Genomic DNA, 18,064 nt, shown 5'->3' on the forward strand with positions numbered 1-18,064 from the left:
GTGCGCTCCGCGCACGTCGCCCAGCGAGTCCCATCGACGGTGCGCCACCCGCGAGGTGCGGGCGACCCGGTAGTCGGGGCATGTACACGGGCGAAGGGGCGGGTGGGTGCCTGCGTGCCCCGCTTGGCTAAGCGTACAACCGATTAGCAAATGATAGGCATTCGCATTTCGTTAATCAAGCGTGACGGCGCGCAGGCCAGTGCAGGGTGCGCTTCAGAAGCGGAGCAGCACCGTTGCCGCATGCAGCAGCAGGCCGATCAGCCCGCCTACCAGGGTGCCGTTGAAGCGGATGAACTGCAGGTCGCGGCCCACGCTCAGTTCCAGCTGCTCGACCAAGTGGCGCTCGTCCCAGCCCTTCACGGTCTGCGCGATGTGCGTGGTCACACCCTCGCGCAGGCGTCCGGTCAGCCGCTGTGCGCCTTCCAGCAGGTGCTGGTTCAGCGCATCGCGCAGGGCGGGGTCGGCCTGCAGGCTGCTGCCCAGCGAAGCCAGGCTGCGCTGCAGGTGGCCAACCAGCGCCGAATCCTCGCGCTGCAGGTCCGCGCGCAGGCTGGCGTGGATGCGCGCCCACAGCCCCTGCACGTAGTCCTGCAGGGCGGGGTGGTCGATCATTTCCTGCTTGAGCTGTTCGATGCGCTCGGCCAGCGCCGGATCTTCGCGCAGGCGCTGCACATAATTCTGCAACCAGCTCTCGTAGTCCTGGCGCAGTGGATGCTGCGGCTCGGCCAGCACCTGTTGCAGCTCCTCCAGCACCGCCCGCGCCAAGCGCTCGGCCAGGCTGTCGCCGATCTCGTCGATCGGCTTGACCCAGTTCACCGTGCTCGACAGCGTCGGCCATTCGCGCTGGATGTAACGCACGATCAGCTGCGAGGCGCGCTCCTTCACTTCCGGCTGTTCCAGCCAGCGCCCCAGCCGTTGCAGGCCTTCGTCCAGCACGCGCTGGTGGCGGCCATCGGCGGTCAGCAGGGCCAGCAGTTCGCCGGCGGTGGCTGCCGCGTTCCATTGCCGCAGCTGCTGCACCACGAAGGCATGCAGCTGCCGGCGTACGGCCGTTTCGTCGAAGAAATCCAGTGCCTGCAACGCCCAGCCACGGGCCATGTCGGCCAGCATCCGCGAGCGAGCGGGGTCGGCCAGCCAGCTGCCCAGGCGGCTGGCTGGATCGAATACCTGCAGCTTGGCCAGCAGCACGCCCGGCTCCAGGAACTGGTCGCGCACGAACAGGGCCAGGCTGTCACCGATGCGTTCCTTGCTGCGCGGGATGATCGCGGTGTGCGGAATCGGCAGCCCCATCGGCCGCCGGAACAGGGCGACGACGGCGAACCAGTCGGCCAGCGCGCCAACCGCCGCGGCCTCGCAGAACGCCGACACCCAGGCCCATATGCCGCGCTCACCCTGCCAGTGGCTGACCGCGAAGCCGGCCAGCATCAACAGCAGCAGGCCAAGCGCGAGGGCTTTGAGGCGGCGCAGCTGTGCACGGCGCGGGTCGTTGGCAGGCGTCATGCCCGAAGTCTACCCGGCCCTGCATGAGCATCGGGTAGTGCCGGCCGCTGGCCGGCATCCGCAACGCACCCGGAACGTTCATGGGGTTGCCGGCCAGCGGCCGGCACTACCCGCTGGTTCAGAGTGCTTCGAGTTGCTTGCGCAGCGCGGCCAGCTGCGCGCGCAGGGTATCGTTCTCGCGGGTCAGCGCGACCACGCGGCGGCGCAGCGCCGGTGCGTCCTCGCCCAGCTGTTCCAGTGCCGACAGCACCTCGGCATCGCGGCTGGCAATCTCGTCCTCGCTGGGCTCCTCGAAATCCATCTCGGCCGCTTCAGGCTTCGGTGCGCGCGGCTTGCGCTTGGACTCGCGCACCCGCTTGGCGGCCTGCTTCAGCTCGTCCTTGCCACCGGCAGCGGCAGCGCGCTGCTCGTCTTCCGGCAGGTCGGCCACCGCAGCGGCGGCGCTGATCGAGATCACGCCGGCCTTCACCGCCTCCACCACCTCGGCCGCAGCCTGGGCGTGGATGCGTTCGATCATGCCGACCTGGCTGGCGCTCAGCTTGGCCTCGCGGGCCAGCTCGGCACGGCTGATCTTCGGTGCCGGTTCCCACGGCGGGCTGTCTTCGCCGCCATCGTCGGTGACTTCGGCGGTGCCATCGCTCTCGCGCTGCAGCTGGGCTTGCTCGACCTGCTTGCGCGCGGCCAGGATGTCGCGCTTGCGCAGCGCCAGCACGCCGCGCTGGAAGTCGGACACGCTGCGGCGGCCCAGGTGCTGCTCGATCATCCACAAGTGCACGTCTTCCATGCTCTGGAAGCGGGTGTTCTGCACGGTGTTGAACGGCAGGCCGTGCTTCTGGCAGATGCCGAAGCGGTTATGCCCGTCGACCAGCACATCGCCCCACAGCACCAGCGCATCACGGCAGCCTTCGGCCAGGATGCTGCGCTCCAGCGCGTCATGTTCGTCCGCGGTCAGCGGGTCGATATAGGCCTTGAGTTCTTCTTTGACGACGATATCCATGGGCACGGCAACGAGCAGGAGCGGAACCGCCCATTGTACCCGCTCGCCACCGCCGGCCCGGGCTCAGGCGGTGGCCCGGATCATCTCGCCCAGGGTGCCGGTGATCTGGTCGATCTGCGCCTTGTCCACGATCAGCGGCGGCGACAGCGCGATGATGTCGCCGGTACAGCGCACCAGCAGCCGGCCGTCGTGGAAGCAGCGGCGGAACACCTCATACCCGCGGCTGCCGGGGGCGTCGCGGCGGGGCGCCAGCTCCACCGCGCCGACCAGCCCGAAGTTGCGGATGTCGATCACGTTGGGCAGCCCCTGCAGTGCATGCAAGCGCTCCTGCCAGTACTCGCCCAGTTCGATCGCCCGTTCGAACAGGCGCTCCTCGGCATAGACCTGCAATGTGGCCAGTGCCGCCGCGCAGGCCAGCGGGTGGCCGGAGTAGGTGTAGCCGTGGAACAGCTCGATGGCCTGCGGCGGCGACTGCATCAGCGTGGCATGCACCGCATCGCTGGCCAGCACGCCGCCCAGTGGCACCGCGCCATTGCTGACCGCCTTGGCGAAGGTCAGCAGGTCGGGGGTGACCCCGAAGCGCTGTGCGGCGAAGGGCATGCCGACCCGGCCGAAACCGGTGATGACCTCATCGAATACCAGCAGGATGCCGTGGTGGTCGCACAGCTCGCGCAGGCGCTGCAGGTAACCCGGCGCCGGCAGGATCACCCCGGCGGAACCGGCGACGGGTTCAACGAACACCGCCGCGATGGTGGAGGCGTCGTGCAGCGCGATCAGCCGTTCCAGGTCATCGGCCAGCTCCGCGCCCTGGCGTGGCAGGCCTTTGCTGAACGCATTCCGCTGCAGGTCCAGGGTGTGGCGCAGGTAATCGACGCCGCCCAGCTGCAGGCCGAAGGCCTTGCGATTGTTCGGCAGCCCGCCCAGCGCCATGCCACCGAAGCCGACGCCGTGGTAGGCCTTCTCGCGGCTGATGAAGCGCGTGCGCTGGCCTTCGCCGCGCTGGCGATGGTAGGCCAGCACGATCTTCATCGCGGTATCCACCGCCTCCGAGCCGGAGTTGGTGAAGAACACATGGTTGAGCGCGCCCGGTGCCAGTGCCGCGAGGCGCTCCGCCAGCGCGAATGCCGGTGGCGACCCCATCTGGAAGGCGGGCGAGTAATCCAGGGTGCGAGCCTGGTCGACGATGGCCTCGACGATGTGCGGCCGGGCATGGCCGGCGTTGCAGCACCAGAGCCCGGCGGTGCCGTCGAGGATCTGGCGGCCGTCGACATCCTCGTAGTGCATGCCCTCGGCGCGCACCAGTACACGCGGTGCCGCCTTGAACTGGCGATTGGCGGTGAACGGCATCCAGTACGCGTCCACGGATTCCGGGCGCTGGGTGGCCAGGTCGTGCAGGTCGCTCGCGGGACGTTTCATGCCAGCTCCATCCGGGTCCGATGGGGGGAATGTAGCGCAGCTGCGTCACAGTGGAGTCGCGGCCACGCCGGTATAACCGGGGAAACTGTTCCGAGGAGCCCGACATGGCCGACTTCCCCGACCGCAGCCACTGGCATGCGCTGTCCCAGCAGCTGGCGATGCCGAACCAGGCCTTCATCGATGGCCGCTACGTCGATGCTGCCAGCGGTGCGCGCTTTGCCTGCATCAGCCCGATCGATGGCCGCGTGCTGGCCGCGGTCGCCGACTGCGACGTGCAGGACGTGGAGCGCGCGGTGCTGGCCGCGCGGCGTGCTTTCGAGGCTGGCCACTGGTCGCAGGCCAGCCCTGCCGATCGCAAGCGCGTGCTGTTGGCGTTGGCGGCGTTGGTGGAAAAACACGCCGACGAGCTGGCCCTGCTGGAAACCCTGGACATGGGCAAGCCGGTGCGCGACGCGCGCCGCATCGACCTGCCCGGCGTGGTGCGCTGCCTGGCCTGGACCGCCGAGGCGGTGGACAAGCTGTACGGCGAAATCGCACCCACCGGACCGCATGAACTGGGCCTGGTCACCCGCGAAGCCGCCGGCGTGGTCGCTGCGATCGTGCCGTGGAATTTCCCATTGTTGATGGCCTGCTGGAAGATCGCCCCGGCCCTGGCGATGGGCAACTCGGTGGTGCTAAAGCCCTCCGAACGCTCGCCATTGTCGGCGCTGCGGTTGGCGGCGCTGGCCGCCGAGGCCGGGCTGCCGGAGGGCGTGCTGAACGTGCTGCCCGGGCAGGGCACGCGGCTGGGTGAACCGCTGGCCCTGCACATGGACGTGGACGTGCTGGCCTTCACCGGGTCCACCGCCACCGGCGCGAAGCTGCTGGAGTACGCCGGGCGGTCCAACCTCAAACGCGTCTGGCTGGAGTGCGGCGGCAAGAGCCCGCACCTGGTGTTTGCTGACGCGCCGGATCTGGACGCAGCGGCCAAGGGCGTAGCGCAGGGCATTTTCTTCAACCAGGGCGAAGTCTGCACCGCCGGTTCGCGACTGCTGGTGCAGCGCTCGATCCGCGAGGACTTCGTGCGCCAGGTGATCGCCTATGGCCAGCACATGCAGCCCCGCCATCCGCTGGAAGCCGATGCGCCGATGGGGGCGCTGGTCGACGCCGCGCACGTGGACAAGGTGATGGCCGACATCGCACGCGCCGAAGGCGAGGGCGCGCGCCTGCTGATGGGCGGGCATCGGGCCGAGGTGGAAACGGGCGGATGCTATGTGCAACCCACGGTGTTCGACCAGGTGCGGCCGGAGCAGGCGTTGGCACGCGAAGAAGTGTTCGGGCCGGTGCTGGCGGTGCTCGGTTTCGATGACGAGGCCGAGGCGGTGCGCGTGGCCAACGACAGTCGTTACGGACTGGCCGCGGGCCTGTGGACGCGCGACCTGGACCGTGCCCATCGCGTTGCACGCCAGCTGCGCGCCGGCAGCGTCTGGGTAAACGGCTGGGATGGCGGTGACATGAGCGCGCCCTTCGGGGGTTACAAGCAGTCGGGCAATGGCCGCGACAAATCGCTGCACGCCTTCGACAAGTACAGCGAGATCAAGGCCACCTGGATCCAGCTGTAGCGTCACAGTTGCCCGCTCTTCTGTAGAGCCGAGTCGTGCTCGACGGCTCTTCGCGAGATGCAGAAGGGCAAAAGCCGTCGAGCAAGCTCGACGCTACGGAAGCGCCGCGTTTGAGTAGAGTCGAGCTTGCTCGACTGCCGTTCGCGGAATGCAGACTACCGGCAACGCGCGCTCACCTGCAGCACTGCCGCACGCAGCAGCTCCCGGTCGTCCTCCTCAACGGCGTTCTGGAAATAGTCCATGTCCTGTTTCCCCAGTGCGCACGGATCGACGATGTATCCCGGTGGCCACAGACCCAGCAGCTGCGCAACCCCCTGCACGATCTGTTCTGGGGTCATCTGCCGGCGAATGCGGAAATAGTTGCGACGCGCTGCGAACGCGGGATGCACCTCGCGGCGACCGATCAGGCGTGGTGCGACGCCTGCGGCGCTGATGCCATCGCCACCGTCGATGCTGCCCGCAGGCAGGCCGAGGATCAGCGGCGCTTCAGCCACCGCTGCCTCCACCGCAGGCAGGGCGGTCTCCGCCTGCGCGGACGGAGCTCGGCGGTGCTTCACCGATGCCGCCGGGCGCGTCACCGGTCCAGTGGGTAACGCCGGAAGGGACGGCGCCGGCGCAAACGGCTCCGGTGGCAGCCAGCGCAGCGAGATCCGTGCGTCATCATCGCCGCGCAGCACGATCCGGCCACTGCCCCACAACCACAGCAACATCAGGCCATGCACCAGCAGTACCACCAGCCACGCCGCCATCCGCGGCAGCTTCGGGGAATCGGACCACGACAACGCGACTGCAGCCATCGGCAAGGCATCCATGCAGGGACCGGTGGCGCAGCCTAGCGGGTGTCCAGAAAAATTTCGTTGGCATCGGTGTCGGCTGAAACCATCGCTGCGTGTGGCCACCGGCCCGTGGCAGAATCGGGCGATCCACCGCAACCCGTATTGCCGATGTCGACGATCACCGCTGCTGCGCCACCTGCGAATTCGCCCCGCCGTGTCCTGCTGGCCAGCCTGATCGGCACCACCATCGAATTCTTCGATTTCTACATCTACGCCACGGCCGCGGTGCTGGTGTTCCCGCACCTGTTCTTCCCGGACAGCAGCGAGCAGGCGGCGCTGCTGCAGTCACTGGCAACCTTCGCGGTGGCGTTCATCGCCCGACCGGTCGGCTCGGCGGTGTTCGGCCATTTCGGCGACCGCATCGGCCGCAAGGCCACCTTGGTTGCGGCGCTGCTGACCATGGGCCTGTCCACGGTGCTGATCGGGCTGCTGCCGACGCATGCGCAGATTGGACTGTGGGCACCGGCGCTGCTGGCGCTGTGCCGCTTCGGCCAGGGCCTGGGGCTGGGCGGTGAATGGGGTGGGGCGGTGCTGCTGGCCACCGAGAACGCGCCGCCGGGCAAGCGCGCGTGGTACGGCATGTTCCCGCAGCTCGGCGCACCGCTGGGCTTCCTGCTGTCGGCCGGCATCTTCCTGGTGCTGGGCCGCTGCCTGAGCCAGGATGACTTCCTGCAGTGGGGCTGGCGCATTCCGTTCGTGGCCAGCGCGCTGCTGGTCGGCCTTGGCCTGTGGGTGCGCCTGAATATCCATGAGACACCCGACTTCAAGAAGGCACTGGAACGCAAGGCGCCGGTGCGGCTGCCGATGCTGACGGTGCTGCGTGACCACCCGGTGCCGATGCTGCTGGGTACCCTGGGTGCGTTCGCCACCTTCGTGCTGTTCTACCTGATGACGGTGTTCAGCCTCGGCCACGGTACTGCGGTGCTGGGCTATAGCCGTGAACAGTTCCTGCTGATGCAGATGGCCGGCATGCTGTTCTTCGCGCTGGGCATTCCGTTGTCGGCACGTTACGGCGACCGCTGGGGCACGCGTCGCACGATGATTGTCGCCAGTGTGCTGATCGTCGGCTTCGGGGTACTGTTCGCGCCGCTGTTCCAGCCGCACAGCCCGTGGCTGGTCACCGCCTTCCTGTGCCTGGGGCTGTTCCTGATGGGCCTCACCTACGGCCCCTGCGGCACCTTCCTGGCCGAGATCTACCCGGTGGAAGTGCGCTACACCGGTGCGTCGCTGTCCTTCAACCTGGCCGGCATTGTCGGTGCGGCGCCGGCCCCGTACCTGGCGACCTGGCTGGCCGAGCGCTTCGGCCTGGTCGCGGTCGGGTACTACCTGTGCCTGACCGCGGTAGCGACCCTGTGCGCGCTGGTGGCGCTGCACCGGCGCGCGCTGCGGCTCAGCCAAAGAAACGCTTGAGCGTACGCCCCAGCCAACCGCCGCCCTGGTGTTCGCGGGCGAACTGGTTCAGGTGCGCCTTGACCTGCTCGGCGTAGGCCTGGTCATCGCCACGGATGTGGTTGAACAGCCAGCGCGAGAGCATCGTGCGCAGTTCGTCGCTGATGTCCTCGCCGGCCTGGAAGCGCATGCGGTATTCCGAGACCCGCTTGATGAAAACCTCATGCACGCGCTTGTGCGCGGCACAGAACGGATAGCCTGCTTCTTCCATCAGCTCTTCTTCGAACGCGAAGTGCGACATGGTGTAGTCCACCACCTCATCGATCACTTCGCCCACCGCTGCACGCTGCATGCTGGCCTGGGCCACGTGCAGGTGGTTGAGCATCTCGATGATGCGGCGGTGTTGTTGATCGATCACATCGATGCCGATGTTCAGATCGTCCTGCCAGACCAGTAGTGCCATCCCCGGCTCCCCTTCATGCTTATGTCGGGGCCGACTGTAGAGCCGCCCTGCGTAGGCGGCGTTGATCTGGATCAAAGCGGGCGGGTCAGGGCAGCGCCGGCTCGCGTGGGCGCAGCGGGCTGGCCACCGTGGTGCAGCTGACCCGGTTGCGGCCGCCGGCCTTGGCCAGGTACAGCTGGCGATCGGCCTCGGAGATCAGCCGGTGCAGCGCATCGCGCTGCGGGCGCAGGCAGCACAGTCCGATGCTGACGGTCATGCGCAGGGTGGCGGTGCCGATGTCCACTTCCAGCGCGGCGATGCGCTGGCGCAGCGCCTCGAAGTACAGCAGCGCCTCGTCCTGCTCCATGTCCGGCACCAGCAGGCAGAACTCCTCGCCACCGAAGCGCGCGATCAGGTCCTGGCCGCGCGCGTGGGCGGCCACCGCGCCAGCCACCGCACGCAACGCATCGTCGCCGGCTTCGTGGCCATGGGTGTCGTTGATGTGCTTGAAGTGGTCGATGTCGATCATCGCCACCGCCACGCACTGGCCATGCAGCTGCAGCTGTGGCAGCTGGCGCTGGCTCTGTTCCAGGAAGAAGCGCCGGTTCGGCAGGCCGGTGAGGAAATCGCGGGTGGCCAGGTCCTGCAGGGTGCCGATCAGCTCCAGCTGGTCCACGTTCTGCGAGACGCGGCAGAAGAATTCCTCGCGCGAGAAGGGCTTGCGCAGGAAGTCGTTGGCGCCGTTCTTCAGGAAGCGCGGGATCAGCGAGGCATCGGTGTTGCCGGAGATGCCGATTACCGCGACCTTGTCGCGCGAGCGCAGGGTACGCAGGCGGCGGGTGAATTCCACGCCCTGCATGCCCGGCATTTCCTGGTCGACCACCGCCAGGCGGATCGCCGGGTGCGCCTCGATCGCGGCCAGGCCTTCGTTGCCGTCGGCGGCCTCGTGCACCTCATGGCCGTACATGCGCAGCAGCGCCGCAGCATAGCCGCGTGCGGACGGCGAGTCGTCCACCACCAGCGCGGCGATGCGACGGTTGCGCTCCAACCGCTGCACCAGCCACACCAGGTAGTCGATGCTGCCGGGGGTGTTCTTCAGCACGTAGTCGATGATCTGCTGCTGCAGCACGCGCTTGCGCAGGTCCTCGTCGTAGACGCTGCTGACGACCACGGTCGGCAGGCCGCGCTTGAGGAAGAACTCGACCACCGCGTCGCGGTCGCCATCGGCCAGCACCAGCCCGGTCAGCACCAGGAACCAGCCGCCATCCTCGCTCAGCAGGCGGTCGGCCTCGGCCAGGGTGGAGGCGATCACCACCGGCAGTTCCAGGCGTTGCTCGATGGCCTCGCGCAGCATGCTGGTGAAGGCACGGGAGTTTTCGACCAGCAGGATCCGCTGCGGCAGCGGATCGGCCAGGTCGCCATCAAGGGCGGCCTGCGGCAGCACGGGCATGATGCGGTGGCTCACGAGGGAGGGCTCGGCACGGATAGCGGCAGTTTCGGGTGCAACTTTAGCGGCGGACGTTTGGTGCCCGGCCAGATTCCCTGTCAGGCGGCCACGGGCGATGCGTGGGTGATCGATTCATGCAGCACCAGTCGCAGCCGATTGCCCTTGCAGTGGATCGCACCGCCGTAGGCAAGCACCCGCCCCGCTAGTCGCTCGACGGCCTGCTGGGTGGTGCGCGTCGACAGCGTACAACCCCGGTCGAGCAGGCTCACGACAGCAACGATGCCGCGACGTCCGCCCGCCCGGCCACTTCGGGTACGCACGCAGAGCTGCCCGTTTTCCAGTTCCAGAAACAGTGACACCGCCTCGATCAGGGAGCGATAGCTGGCCAGTTGCAGATCCACGCTCAGCAGGCAGGGGTTGCCCATCAGCCGGGGTTGCGTGACGCGGTGGGTGTCGCTCCAGATTTCGCATGCACCGCCGGCTTGCAGCGTCACGTACAGACCCACCTGTTCCAGTCCTGTCGGATAGACCAGGCTGGCTTGTTCACGGAACAGGCGCGAGTGCACGGACGAAGCGTGTTGCAGGCTGTTGGCCACTGCGTGGTGGCCCTGCGATTTCAGCCAGCTGACCATTTCAATGAGCGAGCTGTCCATGCCTTCGCCCAGGTGTTTGAGGTGGGCGGCGCGCTCGCGGAGTTCACGTTCACTGCTCTGGTGCGAACTGCGTGCAAGACGCAGGGCGTTCCGTTCACCCTGCCAACGGGCATGTGCGCGTTGATGGTGATAGCTGATGCTCGAACCCAGTGCGAGCAGTGCAACGCTCATGACCGCCATGTTCTGCTGGGTGGCAAACGTGCCCAGATCGAAGGAGGAGGGCAGCCCGGTACTGGGTGTCGCGCCATGCAACGGCAGCGTCAACAGCGGGATCGCGATGGCTGCCCAGCGCCATCCATGCATGAAGGTCAGAGCGATGGCGGGCAATGCGGCGAGCAGCACCATATGCGTCCGCGTCGTATGGGCGCTGGCGCTGGTCAGCTGCATGCACAGGCCCAGTATCAGCATCACCAGGATCGCCAGCGTGGTGGGGGCGACAAAGCGGTTGGCCCAGCCTGGATCGGCGTGCCGTCGCGACCAGAGGAATGCCAATGGTACGAGGGTGATGATGGCGGCGAAATGGCCAAAGATGGTCCGATCCACTGCATCCAGCAGGTTGCTCGGCGGCGGATTCGACCAGAGCAGATATGAAATGCTCAGGTTGAGCGCCGGGACGAACAGTGCCGTGCAGATCGACAATGAAAGCAGCCAGAGGCCCGTGGCGGCTTCGGACGGCATTTTCCTGCGGTGCAGGTGGACCACCAGCATCGCCATCGGCATCAGCAGAGTGGAGGCCAGGATGACCCAGTCCAGGCCATAGGTGTCGATCATGGGGATGCGCAGCGTTGCGAAGTACGCATACTCGCCCAGCAGCAGATACGGCCACAGGCGTGTCGGGACGATCAGCAATGCCGCCGCTCGGATGCCTGCGGGCAGGAAGAACTGATCCAGCGAGAACTGACGCGAGGCGAGGCAGCTCAGGGCATAGACGGCCGCGAGTGCGATTCCGGCGGGTCGGATGCGGAAGCTCAGCTCAACTGCTTTCTTGAATCGGTCCAAACCCGAGCCTCCCTTGCTCGTGCCGTTGCGACGGTCCCATTGGATTGCTTGAATGCGCCGTGACGCACGCTTGAAAGACAGTATAGAGAGAGGCACGGGGGCGCAATTGCGCACCGGCGACAGCGCCTGACGGGGGGCAAGTGCTGGACAACGATCCGTTCCGGCTACTGATCTGCATCTCGTCCAGTTGAGAGCATCAGGTCGCGGCCCGCGGCGGGGCGGGGCCGATGGCGCGTGCAGCTTCCCCAATGGCGTCGGCAGCGTTCGCCTGACGGGAATCTGCCTGCGCTTCCATCAACACGATCCTGAGCCTGTTGTCCGTCAGGTCCATGCGCCCACCGTGTGCGAGGACGCGGCCAAGCAGTTGCTCGTTTGCCAGTTCCGTTGCCCGGCGGCCAAGTGACTGGTAGCGGTCCAGAAGGGCCACGCAGATGAAGACACCCCGCTTCCGGACGACACTGCCACAGCGGATGCTGACCGAAATCTGTCCAGACTCGCATTTCAACAGCAGCGATACCGCATCGACCACGACTCGATAGGCTGCAAGCTGCAGGCCCACCCGCAGCGCACAGGGATCGCCCATCAACCTCGGTTGTCCGATGCGATGGGTGGCGTTCCATGCCTCGCGTACCCCGCCTGCCTGCAGTGCCACGTATAGTCCCAGCCGTTCCAGCGCCGAGGGATAGATCATGCTGGCCTGGGCCCGGAACAGGCGTGAATGCACCTCCGAGGTATGCCGCAGGCTGTCTGCCACGGCGTGATGGCCCTGCGCGTGCAGCCAGTTCACCATTTCGTTCAACGACAGGTCCATGCCATCGCCCAGCTGGCGCAGATGCGCCGCGCGCTCACGCAGGTCCATCTCGCTGGCCAGGTGTGAATTCCGCGCAAGCTGCAGGGCTGCTCTGCCATCTTCTTCGCGCAACCGGTGCTGGCTCTGGAAGTGGGTGATGCGCGCACCGAGCAGCAGCAGGGCGATGCTGGCGATGGCCATGGCCTGCTGGGTGGCGAACGTGGCCGGATCGAAGGCCGTCGGGTGGTCGGCGGGGGCGCTCAGGCCAAGCATCATGTTCACGGCGGCGACGCCGATGGCTGCGCCGCGCCATCCCAGCAGGCAGGTCAGGACGATCGCGGGAATAGGCAGGATCAACAACAACTGCAGCGAGCCCGGGGCCGTGATCGATGCAGGTACCGGCGTCGCCTGCAGGCCAATGATCAGCATGGCTGCGAGTGCTCCGGCGGTGGTCGCAACAGACCGGGCCGTCCATTTTTCCTCGGCGCGGCGGATCCACAGCAGTGCCAGGGGCGCCAGGATCAGGATGCCGGTGAAGTCGCCCAGCGCATAGCGCAGCAGGTTGGTGATGAATGGCGCGTTGTGCAACGGTTCCCAGAGCAGGTACGAGATCCCCAGGTTGAGCAGGCTGATGACCATCGCGGCGCATGCCGCAATGGAGATCACGCCCACGATCGTGGTGCGTGCCAGCAGCTTCCGGTGCAGGCGCACGATCAGCATCACGGCAGGCATCAGGAACACCGAGGCGAGGATCACCCAGGTCAGGTTGTATTTGCTGATCAGGGGGATGCGCAGATGCGCGAAGTAGGCGTATTCACCGATCAGCAGATAAGGCCAGAGACGGGGCGGGCACAGCAGCAGTGCGGCCACCCGTACGCCAGCAGGCAGGAAGAACTGGTCCAGTGACAGCTTGCGCGCGCCCCAGCAGGCGAAGGCATAGAGCAGCGCCAGTGCCAGCCCCTCGGGGCTGACCCGTATCCTCACCTGCAGGCCGTCCTTCCACCACCGCATCCACGTGCTCCCCAGCTCCTGCGCCGATTATGTGGCAGGGAAGGGTTCCGCTACCACAACGCGTCCCGCAGCTTGTACCACGACATCGCCGCCACCAGCAGCGGCATCCGCAGCATCCGCCCGCCGGGGAAGGGCGCGTGCCGCAGGCGCTGGAACACGTCCAGGCGCTCGCTCTGCCCGGCGATGGCGGCGGCGATCACCTCGCCGGCCAGCCCGGCGGCGGCCACGCCATGCCCCGAGAACCCTTGTGCGAAATACAGGTTGCCATCCAGCCGGCCCCAGTGCGGGGCGCGGTTGCGCGTGATGTCCACGTAGCCGCCCCAGACCTGCTCCAGCGGCACGTCGGCCAGTTGCGGGAAGACTTGGTGCATGCGCCGCTGCATCACCCCGTGCAGGCCCGGCGGCGGCAGCGCGGAGTAACTGGCGCGGCCGCCGAACAGCAGGCGGTGGTCGTGGCTGAGGCGGAAGTAGTCCAGTGCCCAGGCAGTGTCGGCCACGGCCATGTTGTTGCCGATCAGGGCGTGGGCGCGCTCGGCACCCAGCGGTGCGCTGGCGCCGATATAGGTGCCGACCGGCATGATCCGCCGCTCCAGTTCGGGCAGCAGACCCTGCAGCCAGGCGTTGCCGGCCACCACCAGGTGCGCGGCGCGCACGCTGCCCTGCGCCGTGTGCAGCGTGGGTTGAGCGCCACGCTGGATGCGCACCACGGGCGAATTCTCGTGGATGGCCACCCCGGCCGCGCGCGCTGCATCGGCCAGGCCACGTGCATAGGCCAGCGGCTGGAGGTGCGCGCTGAGCGGGTCGAACATTGCGGCGCGGTAGCGCGGGCTGTCCAGCTGCGCATGCAGGGTGTCACGGTCCCACCACTGCATGGGGTAGTCGTAGTGGCGCTGCAGGTGCTCGCAGTTGGCGCGCAGGTCGCGCTCATGGCGTTCGCGGATGGCGACGCTGGCGTGGCCTTCCACCCAGTGGCAGTCGATGCCGTGGCGGTTGATGCGCGTGCGCATCGCCTGCACCGCGTCACGCGACCAGTCGAACAGGCGGCGGGCATCATCGCGGCCGAGCTGGCGCTCCAGCTCATCCACCTCGCAGCCATAACCGACCAGCGCCTGCCCGCCATTGCGGCCGGAGGCGCCCCAGCCGATCCGCTGTGCTTCCAGCAGGACCACGCGCTGGCCACGCGCCGCCAGTTCCAGCGCCGCGGTCAGGCCGGTATAGCCGGCACCCAGCACGGCCACATCTGCCTGCACGTCCCCCTGCAGCGCGGGCAGGGCAGGCGGTTCGGGCAGGCTGGCGGCATACCAGCTGGGCGGGAAAGCGGCACTCACTGCGGGCCTCGCGGGCGCAGGGCAACGGGGCAGGGCGGGGCAGCACGATCAGCGTTCACCTGTGTAGTTTCGCCGATGCGTGACGGCGTTGGTGTGACGGCCACGACTTGCCGCCGTTGCGGGCCGGCGGGTAACGTGTCGGCACGCCAAGGAGTTTTCCATGCGTCGCCTGCCCTGGGTGGGGCTGCCCACCGACAGCACCGTACTCGGCCATCATCGTTTCGCGATGGCGGGTGAGAAGTACGTGCGCGCACTGGTTGAGGCGGCCGGCGTCACTCCGCTGATACTGCCCAGCCTGCAGCCGCCGCTGCCGCCCGCCGATTGGCTGCACGGCCTCGATGGCCTGCTGCTGACCGGTGCGGTCAGCAACATCGAGCCGCAGCACTACGAAGGCGGCCGCAGCTGGCCGGGCAACCCGCATGACCCCGCGCGAGATGCCACTGCCTTTGCGCTGCTGCACGCTGCACTGGCGCTGGATCTGCCGGTGCTGGCGATCTGCCGCGGGTTCCAGGAGTTGAACGTCGCGCTGGGCGGCACCCTGCATCCGCAGGTGCATGCGGTGCCGGGGCTGTCCGATCATCGCGAAGACCCGCAGGCGCCGGTGGAGGTGCAGTATGGGCCGGCGCATGCGGTCACCCTGATGGCCGACGGCTGGCTGGCAAAGTGGCAGGGCGGCGATCGCGCCCAGGTCAATTCGGTACACGGGCAGGGCATTGCGCGCCTTGCGGATGGCTTGCAGGTAGAGGCCCGCGCCGATGACGGGCTGGTTGAAGCAGCCCGCAGCCCGCACCATCGTTTCGTGCTCGGCGTACAGTGGCACCCGGAGTGGCGCGTCATGCAGGCACCGTTCTATCACGCTATTTTCCGTGCGTTCGGCCAAGCTTGCCGAGAGCACCAACAGAACCGACTGGATTCCCGATGAGTTCCCGAACGCGCCCGCGCAAGACGGCCACGCCCCCCGCACCGCAGGAAAGCAGCCTGCTGCGCTGGCTGAAGGAGCGGAGGATCACCGAAGTCGAATGCCTGGTGCCGGACATCACCGGCAATGCGCGCGGCAAGATCATTCCCGCGGACAAGTTCTCGCATGACTACGGTACGCGCCTGCCCGAAGGCATCTTCGCCACCACCGTCACCGGTGAGTTCCCCGATGATTACTACGACCTGACCTCACCGTCGGACTCGGACATGATCCTGCGCCCGGACCCGGATACCGTGCGCATGGTGCCCTGGGCCACCGACCCTACCGCGCAGGTGATCCACGACTGCTACACCAAGCATGGCGAGCCCCACGAGCTGGCGCCGCGCAATGTGCTGCGCAGGGTGCTCGATGCCTACGCCGAGCTGGGCCTGCAGCCGGTGGTCGCGCCCGAGCTGGAGTTCTTCCTGGTGCAGAAGAACACCGATCCGGATTTCCCGCTGCTGCCCCCCGCGGGCCGCTCGGGCCGTCCGGAAACGGCGCGCCAGTCCTACTCGATCGATGCGGTCAACGAGTTCGATCCGATCCTCGACCTGATGTATGACTACTGCGATGCGATGAAGCTGGACGTGGATACGCTCATCCACGAATCCGGCGCGGCGCAGCTGGAGGTCAACTTCACCCACGCCAATGCGATGGACCTGGCCGACCAGGTCTTCCTGTTCAAGCGCACCATGCGTGAATCGGCGATGCGCCACGGGGTGTATGCCACCTTCCTGGCCAAGCCGATGGAAAACGAGCCGGGCAGTGCGATGCACATCCACCAGAGCCTGCTGCGCATCAGCGATGGCCAGAACGTGTTTTCCGGCGAACACGGCGGTGAGGATTTCAGCCCGCTGTTCGCCCACTACCTGGCCGGCCTGCAGAAATACGTGCCGATGGCCATGGCGTTCTTCGCGCCGAACGTGAATTCCTACCGCCGCCTGGTATTTGGCGAAGTCTCGCCGAGCAACGTGCACTGGGGTTTCGACAACCGCACCTGCGGCCTGCGCGTGCCGTTGGACACGCCGGAAAACATGCGTGTGGAGAGCCGTTTCGCCGGGTCCGACGCCAACCCCTACCTGGCGATGGCTGCGACCCTGGCTTGCGGCCTGCTCGGCATCCGCGAGCGGCTGGCGCCGGATGCGCCGGTCACCGGCAGCGCCAAGGAACTGGGCTACAACCTGCCGCGCTCGCTGGGCGAAGCGCTGGACGGGCTCGAGCAGTGCAGCGAGCTGCAGGCCCTGCTGGGCGAGCGCTTCTGCCGGGCCTACATCTCGGTCAAGCGCAAGGAATACGAGACCTTTTTCCGTGTCATCAGCTCGTGGGAGCGCGAGTTCCTGCTGCTGAACGTCTGAGCATCTGGAATAGAAAAATCCGCCGCCGGGGGGTAGGCTGGCACCCGTCGCCGGTCCCGCCGGCCCCCCTTCCCGCATTCTGGAGCACCCGATGAAGCTGCGTATCCTCACGCTCGGCCTGGCCTCCGCCATGCTTGCCGCCTGTGGCGGTGGCAAAGGCGGCGCGCAGGACAGCCAGGTCCTGAACGTCTACAACTACAGCGATTACATCGCCGAGGACACCATCCCCGCCTTCGAGAAGGAGAGCGGAATCAAGGTGACCTACGATGTGTTCGACAGCGACGAGATGGTCGAGACCAAGCTGCTGGCCGGCAACAGCGGCTACGACGTGGTGGTGCCGACGCTGAACTTCTTCGGGCGCCAGATCCAGGCCGGCGTGTTCCTGCCGCTGGACAAGAGCAAGATCCCGAACCTGGCCAACCTTGATCCGGCGGTGATGAAGCGCATCGCTACCCAGGACCCGGGCAACCAGTACGGCGTGCCCTACATGATCGGCACCACCGGCATCGGCTACAACGTGGAGATGCTGAAGCAGCGCTTCGGCGGCAGCGCCGACATCGCCAGCAGCTGGGACCTGGTGTTCAAGCCGGAGAACATCAGCAAGATGAAGGACTGCGGCGTGACCATCCTGGACACGCCGGCGGACATGATCCCGATCGCGCTGCACTACCTGGGCCTGGATCCGCACAGCGGCGACCCGGCGGAGCTGCAGAAGGCGGCCGACCTGCTGAAGTCGATCCGCCCTTACGTGCAGAACTTCCACTCCTCGCAGTACGTGGGCTCGCTGGCCAACGGCGGTACCTGCCTGGTGGTGGGCTGGTCGGGTGACATCATCCAGGCTCGCGACCGCGCCGAGGAAGCCAGCAATGGCGTGCACGTGGCCTATTCGATCCCGAAGGAAGGCGCCCCGCAGTGGTTCGACATGCTGGCGATCCCGAAGGATGCCAAGCACCCGGAAGCGGCCTACGCGTTCATCAACTACCTGCTGCAGCCGAAGGTCGCCGCGGCCAACACCAACTTCATCCACTACGCCAACCCGGTGCCGACCGCGACCCCGCTGGTGGACGAGGCGATCCGTACCGATCCGACCATCTACCCGCCGGCCGATGTGGCCGAGAAGATGTTCACCTACGCGATCAACTCGCCGGAGACCGACAAGCTCTACACCCGGCTGTGGACCGAGGTGAAGACCGGTAAGTAGGTGCCGACCGTTGGTCGGCACGCTTTCCGAAAGGGCCGACGAACGGTCGGCCCCCACCAGAGAGCAAAAGCGGAGGCCATCGGCCTCCGTTTTTTTTTTTTGCCTTTCACCTCACCTCCGCATCCCTTCCCCTACCGTCCC

General features: G+C 67.1%; 14 protein-coding genes. 5 read left to right on the plus strand and 9 right to left on the minus strand.

Features of this window, described 5'->3' with window-relative positions:
• Positions 1-213 precede the first annotated feature (213 nt).
• From ACMZPQ_RS05175 to aptA, 3 genes are all read right to left on the minus strand, one after another.
• Positions 214-1,500 (minus strand): DUF445 family protein, encoded by a 1,287-nt coding sequence (locus tag ACMZPQ_RS05175; protein ID WP_197583717.1) that lies wholly within the window; start codon positions 1,498-1,500, stop codon positions 214-216.
• Positions 1,501-1,618: 118 nt separating this feature from the next.
• A complete protein-coding gene (locus tag ACMZPQ_RS05180; protein ID WP_197582912.1) occupies positions 1,619-2,497 on the minus strand; it encodes a ParB N-terminal domain-containing protein in 879 nt (292 codons plus the stop codon).
• A 63-nt stretch (positions 2,498-2,560) separates the two neighbouring features.
• Positions 2,561-3,913 carry an omega-aminotransferase AptA gene (gene aptA / locus ACMZPQ_RS05185; RefSeq protein WP_197582911.1) on the minus strand — a complete coding sequence of 451 codons (1,353 nt, stop codon included), beginning with the start codon at positions 3,911-3,913 and terminating at the stop codon, positions 2,561-2,563.
• Positions 3,914-4,017: 104 nt separating this feature from the next.
• Between aptA and ACMZPQ_RS05190 the strand changes: the two genes are divergently transcribed.
• Positions 4,018-5,514 (plus strand): aldehyde dehydrogenase family protein, encoded by a 1,497-nt coding sequence (locus ACMZPQ_RS05190; protein WP_197582910.1) that lies wholly within the window; start codon positions 4,018-4,020, stop codon positions 5,512-5,514.
• Between the two features lie 155 nt (positions 5,515-5,669).
• Here ACMZPQ_RS05190 and ACMZPQ_RS05195 read toward each other — a convergent pair whose 3' ends face one another.
• Positions 5,670-6,311, minus strand: coding sequence for a hypothetical protein (locus tag ACMZPQ_RS05195; RefSeq protein WP_197582909.1), 642 nt, complete (start codon positions 6,309-6,311; stop codon positions 5,670-5,672).
• 147 nt (positions 6,312-6,458) lie between these two features.
• Between ACMZPQ_RS05195 and ACMZPQ_RS05200 the strand changes: the two genes are divergently transcribed.
• Entirely contained in the window at positions 6,459-7,760 is a 1,302-nt protein-coding gene (locus ACMZPQ_RS05200) for an MFS transporter (RefSeq protein ID WP_197582908.1), read from the plus strand.
• Here the strand turns inward: ACMZPQ_RS05200 and ACMZPQ_RS05205 are convergent.
• The 5 genes from ACMZPQ_RS05205 to ACMZPQ_RS05225 all read right to left on the minus strand — a co-directional run bounded on the left by ACMZPQ_RS05205 (position 7,741) and on the right by ACMZPQ_RS05225 (position 14,409).
• Entirely contained in the window at positions 7,741-8,202 is a 462-nt protein-coding gene (locus tag ACMZPQ_RS05205; protein WP_004151683.1) for a bacteriohemerythrin, read from the minus strand. The two genes, ACMZPQ_RS05200 and ACMZPQ_RS05205, sit on opposite strands and share 20 nt — an antisense overlap.
• A gap of 85 nt (positions 8,203-8,287) precedes the next feature.
• Complete coding sequence (locus tag ACMZPQ_RS05210) at positions 8,288-9,631, minus strand: diguanylate cyclase (RefSeq protein WP_197582915.1); 1,344 nt, start codon at positions 9,629-9,631, stop codon at positions 8,288-8,290.
• Between the two features lie 95 nt (positions 9,632-9,726).
• Entirely contained in the window at positions 9,727-11,280 is a 1,554-nt protein-coding gene (locus tag ACMZPQ_RS05215; protein WP_414486080.1) for an MASE1 domain-containing protein, read from the minus strand.
• A gap of 196 nt (positions 11,281-11,476) precedes the next feature.
• Positions 11,477-13,081 (minus strand): MASE1 domain-containing protein, encoded by a 1,605-nt coding sequence (locus tag ACMZPQ_RS05220; protein ID WP_197582906.1) that lies wholly within the window; start codon positions 13,079-13,081, stop codon positions 11,477-11,479.
• 50 nt (positions 13,082-13,131) lie between these two features.
• Positions 13,132-14,409, minus strand: a complete 1,278-nt coding sequence (locus ACMZPQ_RS05225; protein ID WP_197582905.1) for an NAD(P)/FAD-dependent oxidoreductase — start codon at positions 14,407-14,409, stop codon at positions 13,132-13,134.
• Between the two features lie 160 nt (positions 14,410-14,569).
• Between ACMZPQ_RS05225 and ACMZPQ_RS05230 the strand changes: the two genes are divergently transcribed.
• The 3 genes from ACMZPQ_RS05230 to ACMZPQ_RS05240 all read left to right on the plus strand — a co-directional run bounded on the left by ACMZPQ_RS05230 (position 14,570) and on the right by ACMZPQ_RS05240 (position 17,923).
• Positions 14,570-15,331 (plus strand): gamma-glutamyl-gamma-aminobutyrate hydrolase family protein, encoded by a 762-nt coding sequence (locus ACMZPQ_RS05230; RefSeq protein ID WP_197582903.1) that lies wholly within the window; start codon positions 14,570-14,572, stop codon positions 15,329-15,331.
• A complete protein-coding gene (locus ACMZPQ_RS05235) occupies positions 15,328-16,722 on the plus strand; it encodes a glutamine synthetase family protein (RefSeq protein ID WP_197582902.1) in 1,395 nt (464 codons plus the stop codon). The genes ACMZPQ_RS05230 and ACMZPQ_RS05235 overlap by 4 nt, the downstream gene beginning before the upstream one ends.
• A 91-nt stretch (positions 16,723-16,813) precedes the next feature.
• Positions 16,814-17,923 (plus strand): extracellular solute-binding protein, encoded by a 1,110-nt coding sequence (locus ACMZPQ_RS05240; RefSeq protein WP_197582900.1) that lies wholly within the window; start codon positions 16,814-16,816, stop codon positions 17,921-17,923.
• Positions 17,924-18,064 lie beyond the last annotated feature (141 nt).

It is taken from the genome of Stenotrophomonas maltophilia (assembly GCF_047497515.2).
Taxonomy (GTDB): Bacteria; Pseudomonadota; Gammaproteobacteria; order Xanthomonadales; family Xanthomonadaceae; genus Stenotrophomonas.

What these genes read in the sequence shown, in the direction of transcription:
- ACMZPQ_RS05175 (WP_197583717.1), bottom strand. Translation starts at nt 1,500, where the DNA reads ATGACGCCTGCCAACGACCCGCGCCGTGCACAGCTGCGCCGCCTCAAA.
- ACMZPQ_RS05180 (WP_197582912.1), bottom strand. Translation starts at nt 2,497, where the DNA reads ATGGATATCGTCGTCAAAGAAGAACTCAAGGCCTATATCGACCCGCTG.
- aptA (WP_197582911.1), bottom strand. Translation starts at nt 3,913, where the DNA reads ATGAAACGTCCCGCGAGCGACCTGCACGACCTGGCCACCCAGCGCCCG.
- ACMZPQ_RS05190 (WP_197582910.1), top strand. Translation starts at nt 4,018, where the DNA reads ATGGCCGACTTCCCCGACCGCAGCCACTGGCATGCGCTGTCCCAGCAG.
- ACMZPQ_RS05195 (WP_197582909.1), bottom strand. Translation starts at nt 6,311, where the DNA reads ATGGCTGCAGTCGCGTTGTCGTGGTCCGATTCCCCGAAGCTGCCGCGG.
- ACMZPQ_RS05200 (WP_197582908.1), top strand. Translation starts at nt 6,459, where the DNA reads ATGTCGACGATCACCGCTGCTGCGCCACCTGCGAATTCGCCCCGCCGT.
- ACMZPQ_RS05205 (WP_004151683.1), bottom strand. Translation starts at nt 8,202, where the DNA reads ATGGCACTACTGGTCTGGCAGGACGATCTGAACATCGGCATCGATGTG.
- ACMZPQ_RS05210 (WP_197582915.1), bottom strand. Translation starts at nt 9,631, where the DNA reads ATGCCCGTGCTGCCGCAGGCCGCCCTTGATGGCGACCTGGCCGATCCG.
- ACMZPQ_RS05220 (WP_197582906.1), bottom strand. Translation starts at nt 13,081, where the DNA reads ATGCGGTGGTGGAAGGACGGCCTGCAGGTGAGGATACGGGTCAGCCCC.
- ACMZPQ_RS05230 (WP_197582903.1), top strand. Translation starts at nt 14,570, where the DNA reads ATGCGTCGCCTGCCCTGGGTGGGGCTGCCCACCGACAGCACCGTACTC.
- ACMZPQ_RS05235 (WP_197582902.1), top strand. Translation starts at nt 15,328, where the DNA reads ATGAGTTCCCGAACGCGCCCGCGCAAGACGGCCACGCCCCCCGCACCG.
- ACMZPQ_RS05240 (WP_197582900.1), top strand. Translation starts at nt 16,814, where the DNA reads ATGAAGCTGCGTATCCTCACGCTCGGCCTGGCCTCCGCCATGCTTGCC.